The sequence below is a fragment of the Nitrospirota bacterium genome, from assembly GCA_020851375.1.
GTDB lineage: Bacteria > Nitrospirota > 9FT-COMBO-42-15 > HDB-SIOI813 > HDB-SIOI813 > RBG-16-43-11.
This window is the reverse complement of sequence record JADZCV010000004.1, coordinates 44,568-61,468: the sequence shown is the minus strand read 5'-3', so window position 1 is coordinate 61,468 and position 16,901 is coordinate 44,568. Positions and strand designations below refer to the sequence as shown.

The 16,901-nt window shown below is 49.4% G+C and carries 11 protein-coding genes and 1 riboswitch; of the genes, 3 read left to right on the top strand and 8 right to left on the bottom strand.

The genetic code is table 11. The features are described from left to right. Positions 1 to 181 precede the first annotated feature (181 nt). The 3 genes from IT393_00645 to IT393_00635 form a co-directional block, all read right to left on the bottom strand. The gene (locus tag IT393_00645; protein ID MCC7201166.1) at positions 182 to 679 is read right to left on the bottom strand and encodes a hypothetical protein; all 498 of its coding nucleotides are present in this window, start codon (positions 677 to 679) and stop codon (positions 182 to 184) included. Next, positions 666 to 1,007 carry a nucleotidyltransferase domain-containing protein gene (locus IT393_00640; protein MCC7201165.1) on the bottom strand — a complete coding sequence of 114 codons (342 nt, stop codon included), beginning with the start codon at positions 1,005 to 1,007 and terminating at the stop codon, positions 666 to 668. Before IT393_00640 ends, IT393_00645 begins: the two co-directional genes overlap by 14 nt. Positions 1,008 to 1,089: 82 nt before the next feature. Further along, positions 1,090 to 1,236 carry a hypothetical protein gene (locus IT393_00635; GenBank protein ID MCC7201164.1) on the bottom strand — a complete coding sequence of 49 codons (147 nt, stop codon included), beginning with the start codon at positions 1,234 to 1,236 and terminating at the stop codon, positions 1,090 to 1,092. A 219-nt stretch (positions 1,237 to 1,455) separates the two neighbouring features. Here IT393_00635 and IT393_00630 point away from each other — a divergent pair, with 219 nt between their 5' ends. Both IT393_00630 and IT393_00625 read left to right on the top strand, forming a co-directional pair. After that, the gene (locus IT393_00630) at positions 1,456 to 2,265 is read left to right on the top strand and encodes an ATP-binding cassette domain-containing protein (GenBank protein MCC7201163.1); all 810 of its coding nucleotides are present in this window, start codon (positions 1,456 to 1,458) and stop codon (positions 2,263 to 2,265) included. Beyond that, the gene (locus IT393_00625; GenBank protein ID MCC7201162.1) at positions 2,225 to 3,046 is read left to right on the top strand and encodes an ABC transporter permease; all 822 of its coding nucleotides are present in this window, start codon (positions 2,225 to 2,227) and stop codon (positions 3,044 to 3,046) included. Before IT393_00630 ends, IT393_00625 begins: the two co-directional genes overlap by 41 nt. An 81-nt stretch (positions 3,047 to 3,127) precedes the next feature. Here IT393_00625 and IT393_00620 read toward each other — a convergent pair whose 3' ends face one another. Together IT393_00620 and IT393_00615 are read right to left on the bottom strand one after the other, a co-directional pair. Then, a complete protein-coding gene (locus tag IT393_00620; GenBank protein ID MCC7201161.1) occupies positions 3,128 to 5,818 on the bottom strand; it encodes a DUF11 domain-containing protein in 2,691 nt (896 codons plus the stop codon). A 20-nt stretch (positions 5,819 to 5,838) separates the two neighbouring features. Further along, on the bottom strand, positions 5,839 to 11,673 hold the full coding sequence (locus tag IT393_00615) for a DUF11 domain-containing protein (protein MCC7201160.1): 5,835 nt from the start codon (positions 11,671 to 11,673) through the stop codon (positions 5,839 to 5,841). Between the two features lie 108 nt (positions 11,674 to 11,781). Then, positions 11,782 to 11,861, bottom strand: a riboswitch (cyclic di-GMP riboswitch). Positions 11,862 to 12,768: 907 nt separating this feature from the next. Here IT393_00615 and IT393_00610 point away from each other — a divergent pair. Then, complete coding sequence (locus IT393_00610) at positions 12,769 to 14,088, top strand: exo-alpha-sialidase (protein ID MCC7201159.1); 1,320 nt, start codon at positions 12,769 to 12,771, stop codon at positions 14,086 to 14,088. A gap of 23 nt (positions 14,089 to 14,111) precedes the next feature. On the opposite strand, the gene gltX is transcribed toward IT393_00610, so the two are convergent. From gltX to pal, 3 genes are all read right to left on the bottom strand, one after another. Then, on the bottom strand, positions 14,112 to 15,539 hold the full coding sequence (gene gltX / locus IT393_00605; GenBank protein MCC7201158.1) for a glutamate--tRNA ligase: 1,428 nt from the start codon (positions 15,537 to 15,539) through the stop codon (positions 14,112 to 14,114). Positions 15,540 to 15,592: 53 nt separating this feature from the next. Beyond that, a complete protein-coding gene (locus tag IT393_00600; protein MCC7201157.1) occupies positions 15,593 to 16,207 on the bottom strand; it encodes a hypothetical protein in 615 nt (204 codons plus the stop codon). Positions 16,208 to 16,278: 71 nt separating this feature from the next. Further along, complete coding sequence (gene pal, locus IT393_00595; protein ID MCC7201156.1) at positions 16,279 to 16,872, bottom strand: peptidoglycan-associated lipoprotein Pal; 594 nt, start codon at positions 16,870 to 16,872, stop codon at positions 16,279 to 16,281. Positions 16,873 to 16,901: the final 29 nt, after the last annotated feature.

Genomic DNA, 16,901 nt, shown 5'->3' with positions numbered 1-16,901 from the left:
TTTAAGGGGTCAGGCAGGCTGCCGCCATTTGGCTTGCAGAAGTTGCGTCGTTCAAATTATGAACGCTCATGGCATAATAAAAGCCGCAAACAGCGGGCGGCCGTGAAAATATCACACGGAATATTACAGCAAGAATTATACCAGCACTATGGTATTGCTGGCAAGATGTGAATCATGATGTCTACTTTGACGGCTCACCTGATACCTGCCTCTTCAGTGTCTCGCAGAAGTTCGCTATTTCAGACGAAAGGCCCTTGGATGTCTTTTCAAGTTGCGCAGCAAGGTCCTCAAGTTTTGCCTCTTCAAGTTGGAAACCATATGCCTGTCTAACGACATGCCTGAAACCAAGAAAAGGCTTTAGACTATTACATAGGCCCGGGGAGATTACTGCAGGACGGACCCCCTCAATCTCTAATGTCATATTTAGCAAAAGCCTTTTGTGCCACTCTTCCCCTCGCGGAATACCGCCGTCAATCTCTGTCGCAATTATCTGGAAGATTCTTTCTATTCCCATATAAAAGTCAGTCAAATATGAAGCCTTTGCCCTCAATAGATACTTATTAACCAACTTATATTGACTAAGAAACTCACTATATTCATTGAGTAATCTCTGAATATTCGATAATTCCGCGTTGATTTCCGATACGATGCGCCTGACAAGTATTTCATTTCCGCTCATAGACTATCTCTCCTTCCCCACAGTAGGCCCGCATCCTTTCAGTGGCGTCTTCCATAGGTATCAGGTCAACACCAAACTCTTCAGACTCTGCAATCAAGTCCCCAAGCGCACGAAAATAGTCCGAATCAGAGAGTCCTTCAACGCACAGGTCTATGTCTGAACGTGAATGAAAATGTCCTTCGTCAAGACATGAGCCGATTAGAACAATCTTGCTTACCTTATATTTCTCAGAAAGGATTCTTACGAGTTTTTCTGTAACACGCCGCGCCCTCTGAAACCTGCTTTTATTCTGCCTCTCCCTTATGAGGGTAAAGTTATATTGTGTCATCTGCGAATATCCCGTTAAGCCTTTTCCCACGCTTCACTACTGATACCTGCCTGCCGTAGCATTTCTTTAACAAGATTTATACTTATGTCCCCACTTCCATGAGGATTCGGGATCTGATCAGCTCTCTTCTTGTGACGGTTGATGACATGCATAGGAAGTTGTCACTTCCATCTTCTAATTTTTTAAATTCTGTTTCACCCATTGCTGCCTGAATATATTCTAATAACATAGGACCCTCTTCTTTCTATTCAACAGGATGGCTGATATATAAAATACAAATATGGTTAATTTACAAATTAGCAGTATAAGTTTCGGCTGTCAATACGCTGGAATAGGTTTGTGTTGACCTGTTCTCCTTGACTCTACAGCTTAACTAAGTAATAATTGTTTACTCAGGCAGAAAGATCATTTCTTGAATGCAACGTCAACAACAGATGAGAGATATACAATCCCAACAGATCGCACTGTAGTAGAGGCTACGCTGCTGACACGCCGCTTCAACGGGCTTGTGGCAGTGGACCAGATCAGTTTTGCAGTTAAGGACAGGGCTATATTCGGCCTCCTGGGGACAAACGGTGCAGGAAAGAGCACCACCATCAAGATGATAACTACCCTGCTGCCGCCTACATCCGGGACAGCCCGTGTGGTCGGGTTTGACATTATACGGATGCCGGAAGAGGTCAGGCGGCATATAGGATATGTCGCCCAGATGCTATCTGCGGACGGCGAGCTGACTGGCCGTGAAAACCTGCTCATCTCTGCCAAGCTCTACGGCATCCCGCGCGTGCAGCGGAAAAAGAGGATAGAGGATGCCCTTGAGTTGATGGAGTTGAGTGAACACGCGGACAGGATGGTCAATCAGTATTCAGGCGGGATGATACGGAGGCTTGAGATCGCACAGGCGATGCTTCACCGGCCTGAGATACTGTTCCTTGACGAGCCCTCTGTTGGGCTGGACCCTGGCGCCAAGCGTGCCGTATGGCAACGCGTCCGGCTGCTCCGGGAGGAGTTCGGGACAACCGTGCTGATGACCACACATGACATGGATGAGGCAGATGAGTTGTGCGACATCGTTGCCTTCATGCATGCCGGACGGATTGTTGCAATTGGAAGACCGGATGAGTTAAAGAAGGAGCTGGGGCCGGATAAGAGCCTCGATGACGTATTCATTCATTACACCGGCGTGTCAGTTGCTGCCGATAGAGGAGATTTTAAGGATGCAGTCAGGACCCGCAGGACCGCTGAAAGGCTTGGATAAGGTTACAAGACTCGCCGGGTTCTTAAGACAGACCCTGGCTGTAGCCGAAGCCGACGTTAGAAAGCTGAAGCATGACCCGGTAGAACTTCTGACCAGGCTCGTACAGCCCACACTGTGGCTCATGATCTTTGGACAGGTGCTCGCACGGGCCCGCACCATCCCGACTGGCTCAATGGGTTATATTGACTTTATCACGCCTGGGATACTGGCACAGAGCATGCTGTTCATCTCCATCTTTTATGGAATATCACTGATATGGGAAAGGGACCTCGGGGTGGTGCACAAATACCTGGTCAGCCCTGCCTCCCGGGTCGCCTTAGTGCTTGGCCGCGCCCTGGCATCCGGTATCAGGGCATCTACACAGGCAATCGCCATCTATATACTGGCCCTTATCCTTGGCGTGCAGCTGCGTCTTGACGCAGGGGCCATAGCCGGTGTACTGGCGACAGTACTACTTGGTTCTGCCGTCTTTTCGACGTTCTCGCTGATAGTCGCCTGCATCGTAAAGACACGTGAGCGATTCATGGGTATCGGGCAGGTGCTGACCATGCCGCTTTTCTTTGCGAGCAATGCGATCTATCCGCTTAGCATCATGCCAGGCTGGCTGCATGCAGTCTCCAGGGTTAACCCCCTCAGTTATCAGGTAGATGCGCTGAGATTTTTTATGATAAGAGGTTCTGAGAGCGCCCTCGGACTCGGCGCCGATTTTGGCATCCAGTCGGTCGTCCTGGTCCTGCTGATTGCAATCGCCGCAAGGATATATCCGTCCATCATCCACTGAGATGGACAAGGAAATCAAGTTCACATACATGCGTATTGGAAGAGAGAAAAGGGGAAAGAGATACGCCCCTTTTCTCTCTTTTTATTCAGTTATGTCAAATATTTCTACCAATCCTACACCAGTCCCGTCGTTTACTCCGCTTACAACGGCTGAATAAGCGCCTGGCGGGACTGTTATCAGGATTGCAGACTCATCTGTACAGCCTGGTGGTGCGGATGTCTCACCAGGATTCGGGACACATGGGTCCATTCCCGTTGCCGTGATATCTGCCGCTGTGCCGCAGACAAATCCGCTGCCTGAACAGAGCGTATCGCTCTGATCTCCCCAGTTGTCATTCTGGGCTATATAGGCCTCAGCCCCCGAAGAATAGAGCCTTATATTTGGATTTGATAAAGTGCTGCTTATGTTAAACGGCGCTCCGCTCATAGAGGGACCCCGCGCACGGATAAGGATCTTTTTGTCCCCGGACCCTGCACCGACGATGAAACCGCCTATCATCCTGTTGAATCCTGTCAACACCTGGGCACGTGTGGATATATTGACTAGCTTTGGCATTGTGCCGCCGTCAATATCAAAAACCTCTGCAAGCCCTACTCCTGTGCCGTTACTTACCCCGCTGAGTACAGTGGAATAACTGCCTGGAGGAACGGTAATCATTATACAGGACTCATAGGTACACCGGGGCGGTGGAGAGGTCTGTCCCGGATTTGGCATACACGGGTCTAAATTTGACAATTTGATCTCTGCAATCGTCCCACAAACGTATCCACTGTCCCCACACAGGGGATCACTCTGGTCTCCGCAGTTATCATTCTGCGCTATGTAGGCACCATCTGAAGATGAGTATAGCCTTAAATATGGATTAGACAACGTGCCGGTTATATTAAAAGGCGGTCCACTCATCGAGGGACCACGTCCGCGGACCACAATGGTCTTGGGAAGCTCCCCTCCGACAATAAATCCCCCGATAGCCCTATCGTCCACTGTACCTACGAAGGCCCTTGTGGATATATTGATCAATCTCGAAACATCCCCAATGTTGGTATTCTGGACAGCGCTGTTGTTGACATTATCAGGATCATTCTGATTGCCGGACACTGTGGCAGTGTTGCTTATTATGCCGGTAAAAAGGGTCTTTGTAACTATAGTAATAGTTGCAGAAGCCCCGCCTGCCAGCGTGCCGATATCACAGCTTAAGACAAACGTTCCGCTGCAGGTCCCCTGACTCGGGGTAACTGAGATCAATTCAATTGGCACAACCTGAAGGGAGCCAATCGAAGTTGGCAGATAATCCGTTACCAATACTCCTGTAGCTGATGCCGGTCCATTATTGATTACTGTAACCGTGTAAGTCAGGTTATCTCCAACCAGCGGCACAGGGTCCGGTGAATCTGTCTTAGTAATTGAGAGATCAGCATCAACTGAAGGCAGGCTGTTAATTGTCGTGGATACCGGCTGCGTCGTATTATTGGAAATATCCGGGTCATTTTCACTTCCGGTGACAGTTGCGCTGTTATAAATGGTTCCTGTTGATGACGGTGTTACTGTTATCAGGACAGTTGCGCTCGCACCACTTCCAAGACTTCCAAGGTCGCATGTTACTGTGTCAGTGCCGCTGCAAGTTCCCTGACTCGGAATAGCTGATGACATGCTTACTCCAACCGGCAGGGTATCTGTAACTTTGACTCCTGTAGCGCCGTCAGGGCCGTTGTTTGTCACTGTGATTGTATAGAGAAGACTGTCTCCAACCATCACAGGGTCAGGAGAATCTATTTTTGAAATAGAGAGATCTGCCACCGGAACTACAGGGGGTAGATTAACCGTTGTAGGAACTTTCGACGCTGTATTGTTGGATTTGTCATAATCATATTCTGCAGAAGACACACTTGCACTATTATAGATGGTACCTGTAATTGTAGGGTTTACCACTATGGTTACTGTTGCATTTGCGCCGTTTGCAATACTCCCAAGGTTGCAGGTCACTGTGCCTGTGCCGCTGCAACTGCCCTGTGTCGGCACAGCAGAGACAAAGGTCACACCTGCAGGCAGGGTATCCGTAACAATGACGTTATTGGCCTGTGTAGGGCCATTGTTGGTGATATTGAGTATATATGTAAGGCTCTGGCCGACATTGACAGGATCAGGCGAATCGGTCTTGATAAGGGACAGATCAGCCTTGCCCTGTGAAACCTTAACGAGGAAACCAAGTTTACTCCAGTAGGGCGGCGATCCAACCCATGTCATCGTTGCCTGACCTGTAAGGGTAAAACCATTAGATAGCGACGCACCGCTGATCTGCAGGATATCAATGCCGCTGGTTCCCGGGACATAGGCATTGGATAAATCACCTACAGGAATACCGTTTAATACGAGATTATCAACCAGGATGCCTGTATCACTGTTTACAGCACGGGTGCGAATAAACAGATCAATTAGCATCTTAACAGGGGGGTAAGTCAGGGTATTGGACCCTACGGTAAAAGTGATAAGGTTGCTGACGTTATCGTATGATAATGTAAATGGTACCGGTGTCCCGTTCGGCCAGTTATACTGGGCGGTCTGTACCGGAGAGATAGTTGAAGGACCCAAGTCAAGCTCATAAGTCTGAGTGCCACTTAGATCCCCAATCCGCCCTTCTGCCTCAAAAGAGACGCTTGTCATAGCAACATCTGCAGAATAGTGGGTAGTTATAAAGGCCGAAGAAATCCCTGGCGCAGCAAGCAGAAACGAGACTACGCCTGCTAATACCCATTTAATTCGAGAGATGTCCATGATATTGTATCCATGCTGTATTATTCCGCCAGTTCAAATATCTCTACCAGTCCCACTCCCGTACCATTATTGACCCCGCTTACTACCGCTGAATAACTCCCAGGCGGCACTGTAATCAGGATCGCAGACTCATTCGAACACCCTGGAGGTGCAGATGTCTGGCCGGGATTCGGCACACATGGGTCCATACCTGTAGCTGTAATCTGTGCCGGATTACCACAGACGAAACCACTTGTCGAACAAAGGGTATCGCTCTGATCACCCCAGTTGTCGTTTTGGGCTATGTATGCGCCTTTTGGGGATGAGAACAGCCTTATGTATGGATTAGACAGCGTACCGCTTATATTAAACGGGGCCCCGGCCATCGAGGCTCCGCGTGCACGGAGGAGTATCTTCTTGTTTCCATTTCCAGCGCCAATAATGAAGCCGCCTATCATCCTGTTGTCTCCTGTCAGCACCTGCGCACGGGTGGATATATTGACCAATTTGGGCATGGTGCTCCCGTCCATATCAAACACCTCGATCAGGCCTACACCTGTGCCGTTACTTACCCCGCTCAACACCGCAGAATAGGAACCAGGGGGTACTGTGATCATGATAGCAGACTCATTCGAGCACCCGGGAGGTGTAGATGTCTGACCCGGATTAGGTACGCAGGGGGAAATGCCCGTAGCCACAATTTCTGTCTGTGTACCACAGACAAAACCCTTGTTTGAACACAGAGGGTCGCTCTGATCACCCCAGTTGTCATTCTGCGCAATGTAATCACCTGCAGAAGACGAGAACAGTCGCAGATACGGATTGTTAAGGGTGCCTGTTATATTAAACGGGGCTCCGCTCATTGACTGACCGCGTCCCCTTATAAGGAGCTTCTTGGGTATGCTGCCGCCTACTATAAAACCTCCTATTTCCCTGTCTTCTCCTGTCCCGACCCAGGCCCTTGTAGAGATGTTCAGAAGCCTTGAGATATCACCAACATTTGTGGTCTCATTGCCTGTATTGTTTGCCATGTTCGGATCAAACTGAGCGGCAGATACTGTGGCCGTGTTGTCAATCATGCCCTTCAGGGTGGTCAGCGTATTTACTGTCACAGTTACTGAAGCCCCGCTTGCCATGGTGCCAATATTACATGTTAAAGTGCCGCTTGAGTATGTACATGAGCCCTGGGTAGATGATGCATTTTGATAGGTCAGGGTCGAATACAGCACATCCGTGAGTGTTACGCCTGTTGCCGTACTCGGACCGTTGTTAGTCACAGTAATGGTATAGTGAAGGGGATCACCCGGTAATACCACCGGGTCCGGCGAATCTGTCTTGGTCACAGAGACATCTGCAGACGGCGTCACTGTTGTTGTCGCTGTGCTGCTGTTATTCGCCATATTCGGATCTCCGTCATTCGACGATACAATCGCCGTGTTGGTCAGGGACGATACAGCCGGCACAGTCAGTATAATAGATATTGCAGGCGCCGGCCCTGTGGAGATGCTTGACAGGTTACAGTTCACAACCCCGCTGACATTATTACATGTCCATCCTGTCCCGCCTGCGCTTACAAATGCAGCGCCTGATGGCAGGCTGTCCGTTACAACGACACCTGTCGCAGTATCAGGACCATTATTGGTCACATTAAGTGTATATGTTAATGCAGCCCCTGCGTAAACAGGATCTGGCGAATCTGACTTTGTTATCGCGAGGTCTGCATTTGCCCCTGACGGCGGATTAATTGTTGTGGTCTGGCTTGCGGAGTTATTGCCGCTTACCGGATCGCTGACTGCTGAGGTTACTGACGCGTTATTGGTCTTGGTTCCTGCTGTTGACGGAGCTGTTGTTGTAATGGAAATAACAGGCGCTATCCCTGTTCCAAGAGAGGCAGTGGTGCAGGTCACAACACCAGAGCTATGCAGGCAACTCCAGCCGGCCCCGCTGTAACCCGAATATGTTACACCTGACGGGAGGTTATCCGTCACTGTAACACCAGTAGCAGTACTTGGACCATTGTTGGTCACTGTAAGCGTGTATATAAGAGTACCGCCTGCAGTCACAGGATCAGGTGAATCACCCTTTGTGATAGCCAGGTCTGCCGAGGCATTGATTGTCGTCCCCTGTGACGCGTTGTTGTTGCCTGGTACAGGGTCGCTTTCATTGGCAGATACTGTCGCTGAATTATTGATAGAACCGCCTTCTGACGGCGCTGTTACTGAAATGGTAATAACAGGCGCTGTCCCTGGCGCAAGGCTCGAACGGGTGCATGATACGCTTCCAACCCCGGGCGTGCAAGTCCACCCTGTGCCGGTTGCATTTACATATCCAACACCAGACGGCAGTGTATCCGTTACCGTCACGTTGTGTGCTGTGCTCGGACCACTGTTGGTCACTGTAATGGTATATGATAACGCCCCCCCTGCTGTTACAGGGTCTGCAGAATCCGTCTTGGTAATGGAAAGATTCGACACACCTGTTACGACAGTAGGCTCTGTTGAGCTGTTGTCTGCAGGAACAGGGTCCCCTTCATTGGCGGATACTATTGCCGTATTGCTGATGGCGCCGCTTTCAGGGGGGGCTGTCAGTGTAACAGTAATGACCGGCGCTGTCGCAATGCCGAGACCGGCTCTGGTACATGTAAGTGTGCCGCTAACCGGGGCCGGACATGTCCATCCTGTGCCGCTGGCGCTGACAAATGACGCAGTTGCCGGCAGGGTATCTGTCACTGTCACACCAGTTGCTGAATTTGGACCACTGTTGGCCACTGTAATCAAATATGAGAACGTCCCTCCGGCTGTTACAGGATCAGAAGAATCTGTCTGGGTGATGGAGAGATTAACCGCCGGCGTTACATTTGTGCTCGCTGTTGAACTGTTATTAGACAAATTCGAATCATTCACACTTGAAGAGACGCTCGCCGTATTGCTTATGGAACCGCCTGCTGACGGTCCTGTTACTGTAATGGTTATATCAGGTGCAGCGCCGACTGCAAGGCTTGATCTGGTACATGTAACAAGCCCTCCACTCTGGTTGCATGTCCATCCTGTTCCACTGGCGCTGACATAACCAACCGTGGCAGGCAGAGTATCCTGAACAATCAGATTGGAAGCTGTACTCGGCCCGTTGTTGTTCACACTAAGGGTATAGGCCAGTGTGCCGCTTATACTTACAGGGTCCGGTGCATCTGTCTTTGTAATTGACAAATCTGATACGGCGATAACTCCTGTCGTTACGGACTTATTATTGTTACTGGTAACGGGATCGTGGGTTGTACTTGTAACAGAGGCTGAACTGCCAAGTGAGCCCCCTTCACTCGGTATTACAACCACTGTGACTGTCACAGTCCCGCCATTGGGAATACTGCTTATATTGCATGTCACGGTGCTTCCTGACGGAGTACAACTGCCTGAAGTGGAGTTCGCTGAAACAAATGTTACACCCGGCGGCAGGTAGTCAGACAAGACTACATTATACGCCGTATTAGGGCCTAAATTTGTGATCACGAGGGTATATGTGAGATCCTGTCCTGCTGTATCAGGATCAGGAAAATCTGACATGGCAAGGGAAAGATTTGCCGCAGGATTTACCGTAGTGTTTGCAGAAGCGGCATTGTTGGAGGAGTTTGGATCAGCCACAGTAGACGATACACCCGCTGTATTGCTGATATCTCCCGCCTGATTCGGTGGACTAATCTTGATAGTGATGACAGAAGCCGTTGCGCCGGAATTGAGGCTTGCCAAAGTACATGTCACGACACCGCTGCTATAGCTGCAGCTCCAACCGCTTCCTGTGGCGCTGACAAATGTACTTCCAAGAGGCAGGGCGTCTGTTACTACTATACCGCTTGCTGAGCTTGGTCCGGCATTGCTGACAGTAAGTGTATACGTTATTTGCGCACCCTGATTAACAGGATCAGGTGAATCTGTCTTTGTAATTGACAGATCGGCAACTGCAATGACTGTTGTTGGTATCGTTGTGCTGTTGTTGGCGCTATTGGGGTCATTCTGATATCCGGTAACTGAGGCAGTGTTGTTTATAACTCCTCCGACTACAGGGGCATTAACCGTAATCGTAATCAAAGGCGCTGTTGCACCATTTGATAAGTTTGACCTGGTGCAGGTAACAACCCCGCTGCTATGTCCGCAGGTCCATCCGGTGCCGCCGGAGCTTACATAGGTCACACCGGATGGCAGGGTATCCGACACAGTCAGATTCGTTGCATTGCTTGGTCCTGCATTGTATACACTCAGGGTGTAAACCAGGACACCTGCTGCATTGACAGGGTCCGGGGCATCCGTTTTTGTTATGGACAAATCACTTACAGGAATCGGTACGGCATTCACAGTTGTTGTCGCTGAAGCAGTATTGTTTCCTGTATTTGGATCATTCGGAGAACCATTCACAGTTGCACTGTTTGTAATTGTTGTCTGAGATGCTGGTGACGGGGCAGTTACAGTGATGTAAATTGGCGGTATTGTCCCCGAGCAACTGTCGTTATCAAGGTTACAGGTCACCACACCCGAACTGTAGCTGCATGTCCAGTTCGTCCCGGTTGCACTTACAAAGGTTACCGGGTATGCTCCGGCAGGTAACGTATCTGTCACCGTTATATTCGTCGCCGAATCCGGCCCGTTATTGGTCACTGTTATTGTATATGTAATTGTCCCGCCGGCGCTGACCGGATCAGGAGAGTCTGTCTTGGTAATGGAAAGGTCTGCTGCAAGGGCTGCATGAACGTCTGAAACAGGTACATTCTGGTTCCCGCTTGCGGTAGTCTGTGCATGAAGTGATGAGCCTGGGAAGTTGTGGGATCCCGTTGCAAGGTGTGCCTTCCAGTACAACGCCCATCTCTTACTGGAACTGCCTGCCTCTGAAGATTCAAACCTTATTGCTGTAACAAACTGTATCTGCCTGGCCGGATTAGAACCACTCTGCACATCTTCATCTATCCTGCCGTCTCCGTCATTGTCAATCCCATCAACTGCCTCTTCATCTGTATAGCCATCACCGTCATCATCAATCCCTGAGTAAATCGGACCGGAAACATAACATGGCGTGCCTGTTGTCGGAACTAAAATACCGGTGCCTGCGGCCCGTACCGTACAGTTCTTGGTAAGCTTGCCTTCAGGATATACAGAAGAATCAGGGCCTGAACCTACATAGAAGTCTCCTATTCCATCTACTCCGTATGTCCCGCTCCTTAGGTTGTCATGCTGATTCATGATGTAATAATTCTTGTTTCCATCTGAGCTTTTTCTAAGGTTGATCCTCAAACGATAGGGAACATATTCCTGCTCGTACCATCCCTTGACATTTCCGCTCGTCCATCCGTCCATAGGACTCGTTCCATCGGCCCAGCCGGTGCCGGACAAACTGTCAGTACAATCTCCCTTGTCCCTGGAGCAGCCCTGGAGCAGATAATTAGGGTTATCAAGAAATGTTGTAGAAGCGAGGATGGCTCCAAGCTCATCACGGACGTTCACAGTGAGTGTTCCGAAATAGGCCAGTTCCGGGTCCGGTATTGCATTGGGATTTAGGTAGTAGTTGTATGTAAATGCCCCGGTGCCGTCAGTTGTAACTGCAGCGGTATCAATAATACCATCAACACGGACGACGTTAATTGTCACAGGAACTCCAGGATCAAAATTGGTGCCTGATATTGCCGCAGTATCGCCAATCATGTATTCCAGCTGGTCGGTGACTATTGCCTCTGACCCTGTTACAGCATGGGCAGGGGATACGGTTGCAACAGTCATAGTTATCAGACCGGTTATGAAGGCTGTAAGGATAAGAAGAGATGTCAGGGCTGATTTTTTTCTCAGGCTGCCAGGATGAGGGCTATATGTTCTACTATAATTTGCACGGTATCTCATCTTCTTTTCCCTCCCCCGACATTAGTTGCGTAATATGGCCTGCTTCTTAAAATAAAAAAGCCGGACTGCCAAACTGCAATATCTTCCCTTTACGAAAGCTTATTGCACCTCGGCAGCCCGGCTTGCTTTTTTCTAAAAGCCCCTTGGCGTTGCGCCCTATCCTCACGGATAGTTTGCCTTGATAGAAGGTGCTGTTTAATTAACACACAGTTAAAACATACTTTTAGTCAAAGATTTTATATGCAAAGATAATACCTTTATTGAGTTAAAAAATCAATTTGAATAAATCTCTATAATATATAACAAGATATGTTTTTAGACGATATGATATGTCAATTGGACAAATTTGGCAAGTGTGGCCATAGAATACAATTTACCTCAAATTTGTGTAAAAACACCCCAGTCAATAACCAATATGAATATGCTCACTCGAAAATACTCCTAAGTACCCGTCATTCCCACGGAACCTGTCCCCGCAGGATTTTTCACCCCGTCATTCCCACGCAACCTGTCCCCGCATGATTTAAGCGGGGAGTGGGTATCCAGAACCAGGCCCCGGTCTGGATTCCCGCTTACGCGGGAATGACGTTTTTTATGAACCCTGGTGAGCCCTGAGCTGTGAGCTTGTCGAACAGTCGAAGGGCTCATGACGGTTCACCTGAAAATGCTCCAAAGTACCCGTTATTCCCACAGAACCTGTCCCCGCAGGATTTTTCACCCGTCATTCCCACGCAAGTGGGAATCCAGAATCATGCCCACGGTCTGGATTCCCGCTTTCGCGGGAATGACGTTTTCATGAACCCTAGTGAGCCCTGAGCTGTGAGCTTGTCGAACAGTCGAAGGGCTCATGACGGTTCACCTGAAAATGCTCCAAAGTACCCGTCATTCCCCGTAACCTGTCCCCGCAGGATTTTTCACCCGTCATTCTCACGCAACCTGTCCCCGCATGAGTTAAGCGGGGAGTGGGAATCCAGAACCAGGCCACCGGTCTGGATTCCCGCATTCGCGGGAATGACGTTTTTTATGACTCCTTGTGAGCCCAGTCATATAACGGTTCAACTGACTTTGGTATATATGTTGCTACTTAATAATGTAATGAAGTTGATGACTTCAATCCTTGTGATTTCTGCGGCCTTATCTGCCATTGCCGGTTGTGGCGCCGGAGGCGGCGGCGGTGGGCTCAATAACGGAGGCAGCTCCGTAGTTAATTTATCAAAAAGCGCTAATGATTCTTCCAAACCTGTAATCTCTGCAAATTCCAGGGGGGATGTTTATGTAGCATGGGAAGAGGTGACAGGCAACCCAAAAAAAGAGATATATCTTGAGTATTCAAGCAATTCAGGGGCTAATTTCTTTCCTCCTGAAAACATTGCAAGCTGGGCACAGTGCAAAACAAATCCTGAGGACTCAGGGGATTTCATCCTTAAGACAGGTGATAACGGCGACCTTTACATCGCATGGATTGAGAAATCACCCGGCACATCCAGCGTGATGTTTTACAGTGATCCCTCACAATGCAAGTTGCTGTCGGCTGTTACAACAGGAACTGTGTCTTCACCACGCCTCGCCATGAATGGCAGCGGTAATATTGGCATAGCATGGAAAGGAAACGACAGTGGCGGCGGTGAGATATACTACAGCTACTCTGTTAATAAAGGAGGCACTTTCTCGAGTCCATTGAATCTGTCGGAAACACTGTCTTCAGATTCAAGTGAACCATTGTTGTCAGTTGAAGGGTCATTTAATTTTCCCAAGGCGGTCTGGGTTGAGGGGGAAGGCGGAAGCAGGACAATAGTCTCATCACAATTTACAAACTGGGATGGGGATATCGCGATTTCTGAACCTGTTTCTGTAATAACCACTGATGCTTCCTGTCCTGTAATCCTGCCTGTTGCCGGCGGACCATACCTGGTATATAAGGGGGATAACTCAATTCAATTCAGTGCATGGAACCCTATATTGCCACCTTCTTTCGGTATGCCAAACAGTATTTCGCCTGGCTCTGTTTCTCCATCCTGTCCTCAGGCTGCTGCAACCCCAGACGGCGCTATATATTCAGTGTGGTCAGACCAGGATAGTGTATGGTTTGCAGTCTCAGGTGACTGGGGAGTCCATTTTACCAAACCACTGCAGATATCGTCCGGTACAGGCATCTCATCATCACCTGTGGTGGCTGCAGCCGGCTCAAATATAGTCATTGTGTGGGAAGGCTATAACGGCAGCAGCAAGGATATCTTTCTGTCAGTTTCAAAAGACATGGGACAAAACTTCTCAGTCCCTAAAAATCTGTCGAACACCCCAGCCCCTTCGTCATCACCTTACATAGCTACGGACTCAAAGAAGTCCATGTACGTGGCCTGGGAAGAGGGCATTGCCGGGGAGCGTGAGATTTACTTCCTGAAATACAGACCGTAGAGCTGCAGCGCCTGCCTTTATAATTAGCCGGTGGATTCAGCGGAGATTTTGTCAATAGCTGATCTGAGGCGCGATAAGACCTTGTCTTTGCCCAGTATGTCTAAAACCTCAAATATCCCTGGACTGACTGTGCGGCCGGTAAGGGCAACGCGCACCGGCTGGGCAACCTGACCCATCTTGATGCCCCTGTTTGCCATAATCTCTTTGAAGAGCGCGTCTATATCTGCCTCAGAAGAGGAAGGGATCGTCTCAAGTCCCTTTAACACGTCTTCAAGGACTCCCCTGTTGCCGGATATGAGAAACTTTTTTGCGGCCTCAGGGTCTGTCTCAATATCATCAGAGAAGAAATACCTGGCTGCGCTTGCAAATTCTGTGAGTGTGCGGCACCGCTCCTTAAGGGATGCTATAACCTTACCCATCCATACCTCATCAAGGTGAGTGTCCTGTGTGATAAGGCCATCGGCTGTGAGAAACGGCCTCAGGCGGTTTGAAATCTCCTTCGTGTCCATACCTGTAATGTAGTGGCTGTTGAGCCACAGCAGCTTCTCAGGGTTAAACACTGCGGCTGACTTGCCTACATGCTCCAGAGAAAACTTCTCTATGAGTTCATCGCGGCTGAATACCTCCTGGTCCTTGTAAGACCAGCCAAGCCTCGCAAGATAATTTACGAGAGCCTCGGGGAGATAGCCCATGTCTCTGTATGCTGTTACTGATGTTGCGCCGTGCCGCTTGGAAAGCCTTGTCTTGTCGTGGCCCAGTATCATCGGGAGGTGGGCAAATTCAGGCGTGCTGTAGCCAAATGCCTTATATAGCTGAATCTGGCGCGGTGTATTATTAAGATGATCATCGCCCCTTATAACGTGAGTTATGTTCATGTCAGCATCATCCACAACAACGCAGAAATTATATGTAGGCCAGCCGTCGGAGCGCATTATTATCAGGTCATCGAGCTGGGCATTTTCAAAAACGATACGTCCCTTCACATGGTCATTGACAACTGTCTCTCCCCCGAGAGGCGCCTTGAAACGGATTGCAGGCGTCTTTCCGGGGACAGGTACTTTCAACTCCCTGCACCTGCCGTCATATTTAGGGATGCGCTTTTCAGCAAGGGCCTGTTTCCTGCGGCCTTCAAGCTCTTCTGGTGTACAATAGCAGTGATACGCCTTGTCCTCCTGCAGCAGCTTATCAACATGATCCTTGTAGATGTGCATCCTCTCTGTCTGGCGATATGGTCCCTCATCCCAGCCAAGGCCAAGCCACTCCATACCCTGGATGATAGCCTGGATGGATTCGTCTGTGGAACGGTCCTGATCCGTGTCCTCTATGCGGAGGATGAATGCACCCTTGTTGTGGCGGGCGAACAGCCAGTTAAACAGGGCGGTCCTGACACCGCCTATGTGGAGGAAGCCTGTGGGGCTTGGGGCAAATCGTACGCGGACTGTGTTAGACATAGTGTGCTATTATAGCACATAATATTGTAAAGTTGGTAATCCTTAGGTAAATGCTACTTTAGGGATGAGAGGAGCTTATTTATAGCCTCTGTCAGTGTGTCGTTGACTGCATTCTGCAGGAGTCCGGGGCTGAACAGGACGACCCTCGGCTCTGATTCAGCCTGTACGGTCACAGTCCTTGCAGACTTGTCGCTTGCATTAAAAATGCTGACCCTGAGGCTGACCCTGGTCTTGATATTGGTCAGACCGGACTCTGTTACAATATCTGCCCACAGTTCCTCTATCCTGCCGGACAACACCAACTGACCCGATGTGTCATCTGCAACAGTACCCAGTTCCCTGCCCTTTGGAGCAGTTACAGGCTGGTAACCATGAATCTTGAGCGCGCTTAACAGGGTGTCTGTGACTGCTGCAGACGCAGGATATGGCCTGGTTTCAAATTCATCTGTCTGGCCTGTCAGACGGCGCCTCACAGCGATGCCCTTTTTGTTTTCTCTTGCATCTTCAAACGGGATTACAGCAACCCTGAGCTGCTCAGATTGCGCCGCAGGCTGCTGACTTATCCTGGGCACGTATGCAACGTCAATAAGATACGTAACGCCTGGTGCACAGCCTGTTATGACTGAGATTGCGAGAAACAGCAGGAACAAATAGTGTAACAGCTTCATCTGAACATCCCCATTCAAATCCCCCCTATCCCCCCTTTAGAAAAGGGGGGGGGACTTACACTTCGAACCTCTTATTCTACGACGAAATGGGCGCGGCGGTTCTGCTGCCAGCACTCTTCGTTCTGTTCAGTACAGAATGGCTTCTCCTCGCCATAGCTGATTGTGGATAAATTGGATGGGCTTACTCCCAGCGCCAGAAGGTAGCGTTTGGCAGACTGTGCCCTGCGCTCGCCAAGCGCCAGGTTGTACTCATTTGTCCCGCGATCATCGCAGTGACCTTCAATAACGACCTTCTTTGCCTTCCTGTTCTTTATAACCGAGGCATTAGTCTGAAGGATGGACCTTGAATCATCGCGAATCGAATACATGTCGAAATCGAAATATATATCTCTTATATCCTTAAATTTTGCAGATGAAACTGCAGTCTCTGCATTCAGATCTTCCTCATGAATATCTGCAGAAGGGATCGAAGGCTCGGCTATGGCTATAACATCATCACCTGCTTTGCGGGACTCTGACTTGCTTGTCTGAGAAGTCGCATCTGAAGGCTTTGTGCCTGTCTCATCCAACTGAGACGTGGAAACCCTTTTTGCGCAACCGTTGGTAATTAAAATGGCTGCCAGAAGTATTACCGGAAGGGCTGCTGAGTACTTCTTTTTAAACATGATTGACACCTCCTGTGTTGTTTGAACTT

Bases quoted from the DNA above. Each gene is read 5' to 3' on its own strand.
- IT393_00615 (MCC7201160.1), bottom strand. From the start codon at position 11,673: ATGAGATACCGTGCAAATTATAGTAGAACATATAGCCCTCATCCTGGC.
- IT393_00610 (MCC7201159.1), top strand. From the start codon at position 12,769: ATGAAGTTGATGACTTCAATCCTTGTGATTTCTGCGGCCTTATCTGCC.
- IT393_00640 (MCC7201165.1), bottom strand. From the start codon at position 1,007: ATGACACAATATAACTTTACCCTCATAAGGGAGAGGCAGAATAAAAGC.
- IT393_00620 (MCC7201161.1), bottom strand. From the start codon at position 5,818: ATGGACATCTCTCGAATTAAATGGGTATTAGCAGGCGTAGTCTCGTTT.
- gltX (MCC7201158.1), bottom strand. From the start codon at position 15,539: ATGTCTAACACAGTCCGCGTACGATTTGCCCCAAGCCCCACAGGCTTC.
- IT393_00635 (MCC7201164.1), bottom strand. From the start codon at position 1,236: ATGTTATTAGAATATATTCAGGCAGCAATGGGTGAAACAGAATTTAAA.
- IT393_00600 (MCC7201157.1), bottom strand. From the start codon at position 16,207: ATGAAGCTGTTACACTATTTGTTCCTGCTGTTTCTCGCAATCTCAGTC.
- IT393_00625 (MCC7201162.1), top strand. From the start codon at position 2,225: ATGCAGTCAGGACCCGCAGGACCGCTGAAAGGCTTGGATAAGGTTACA.
- IT393_00645 (MCC7201166.1), bottom strand. From the start codon at position 679: ATGAGCGGAAATGAAATACTTGTCAGGCGCATCGTATCGGAAATCAAC.
- pal (MCC7201156.1), bottom strand. From the start codon at position 16,872: ATGTTTAAAAAGAAGTACTCAGCAGCCCTTCCGGTAATACTTCTGGCA.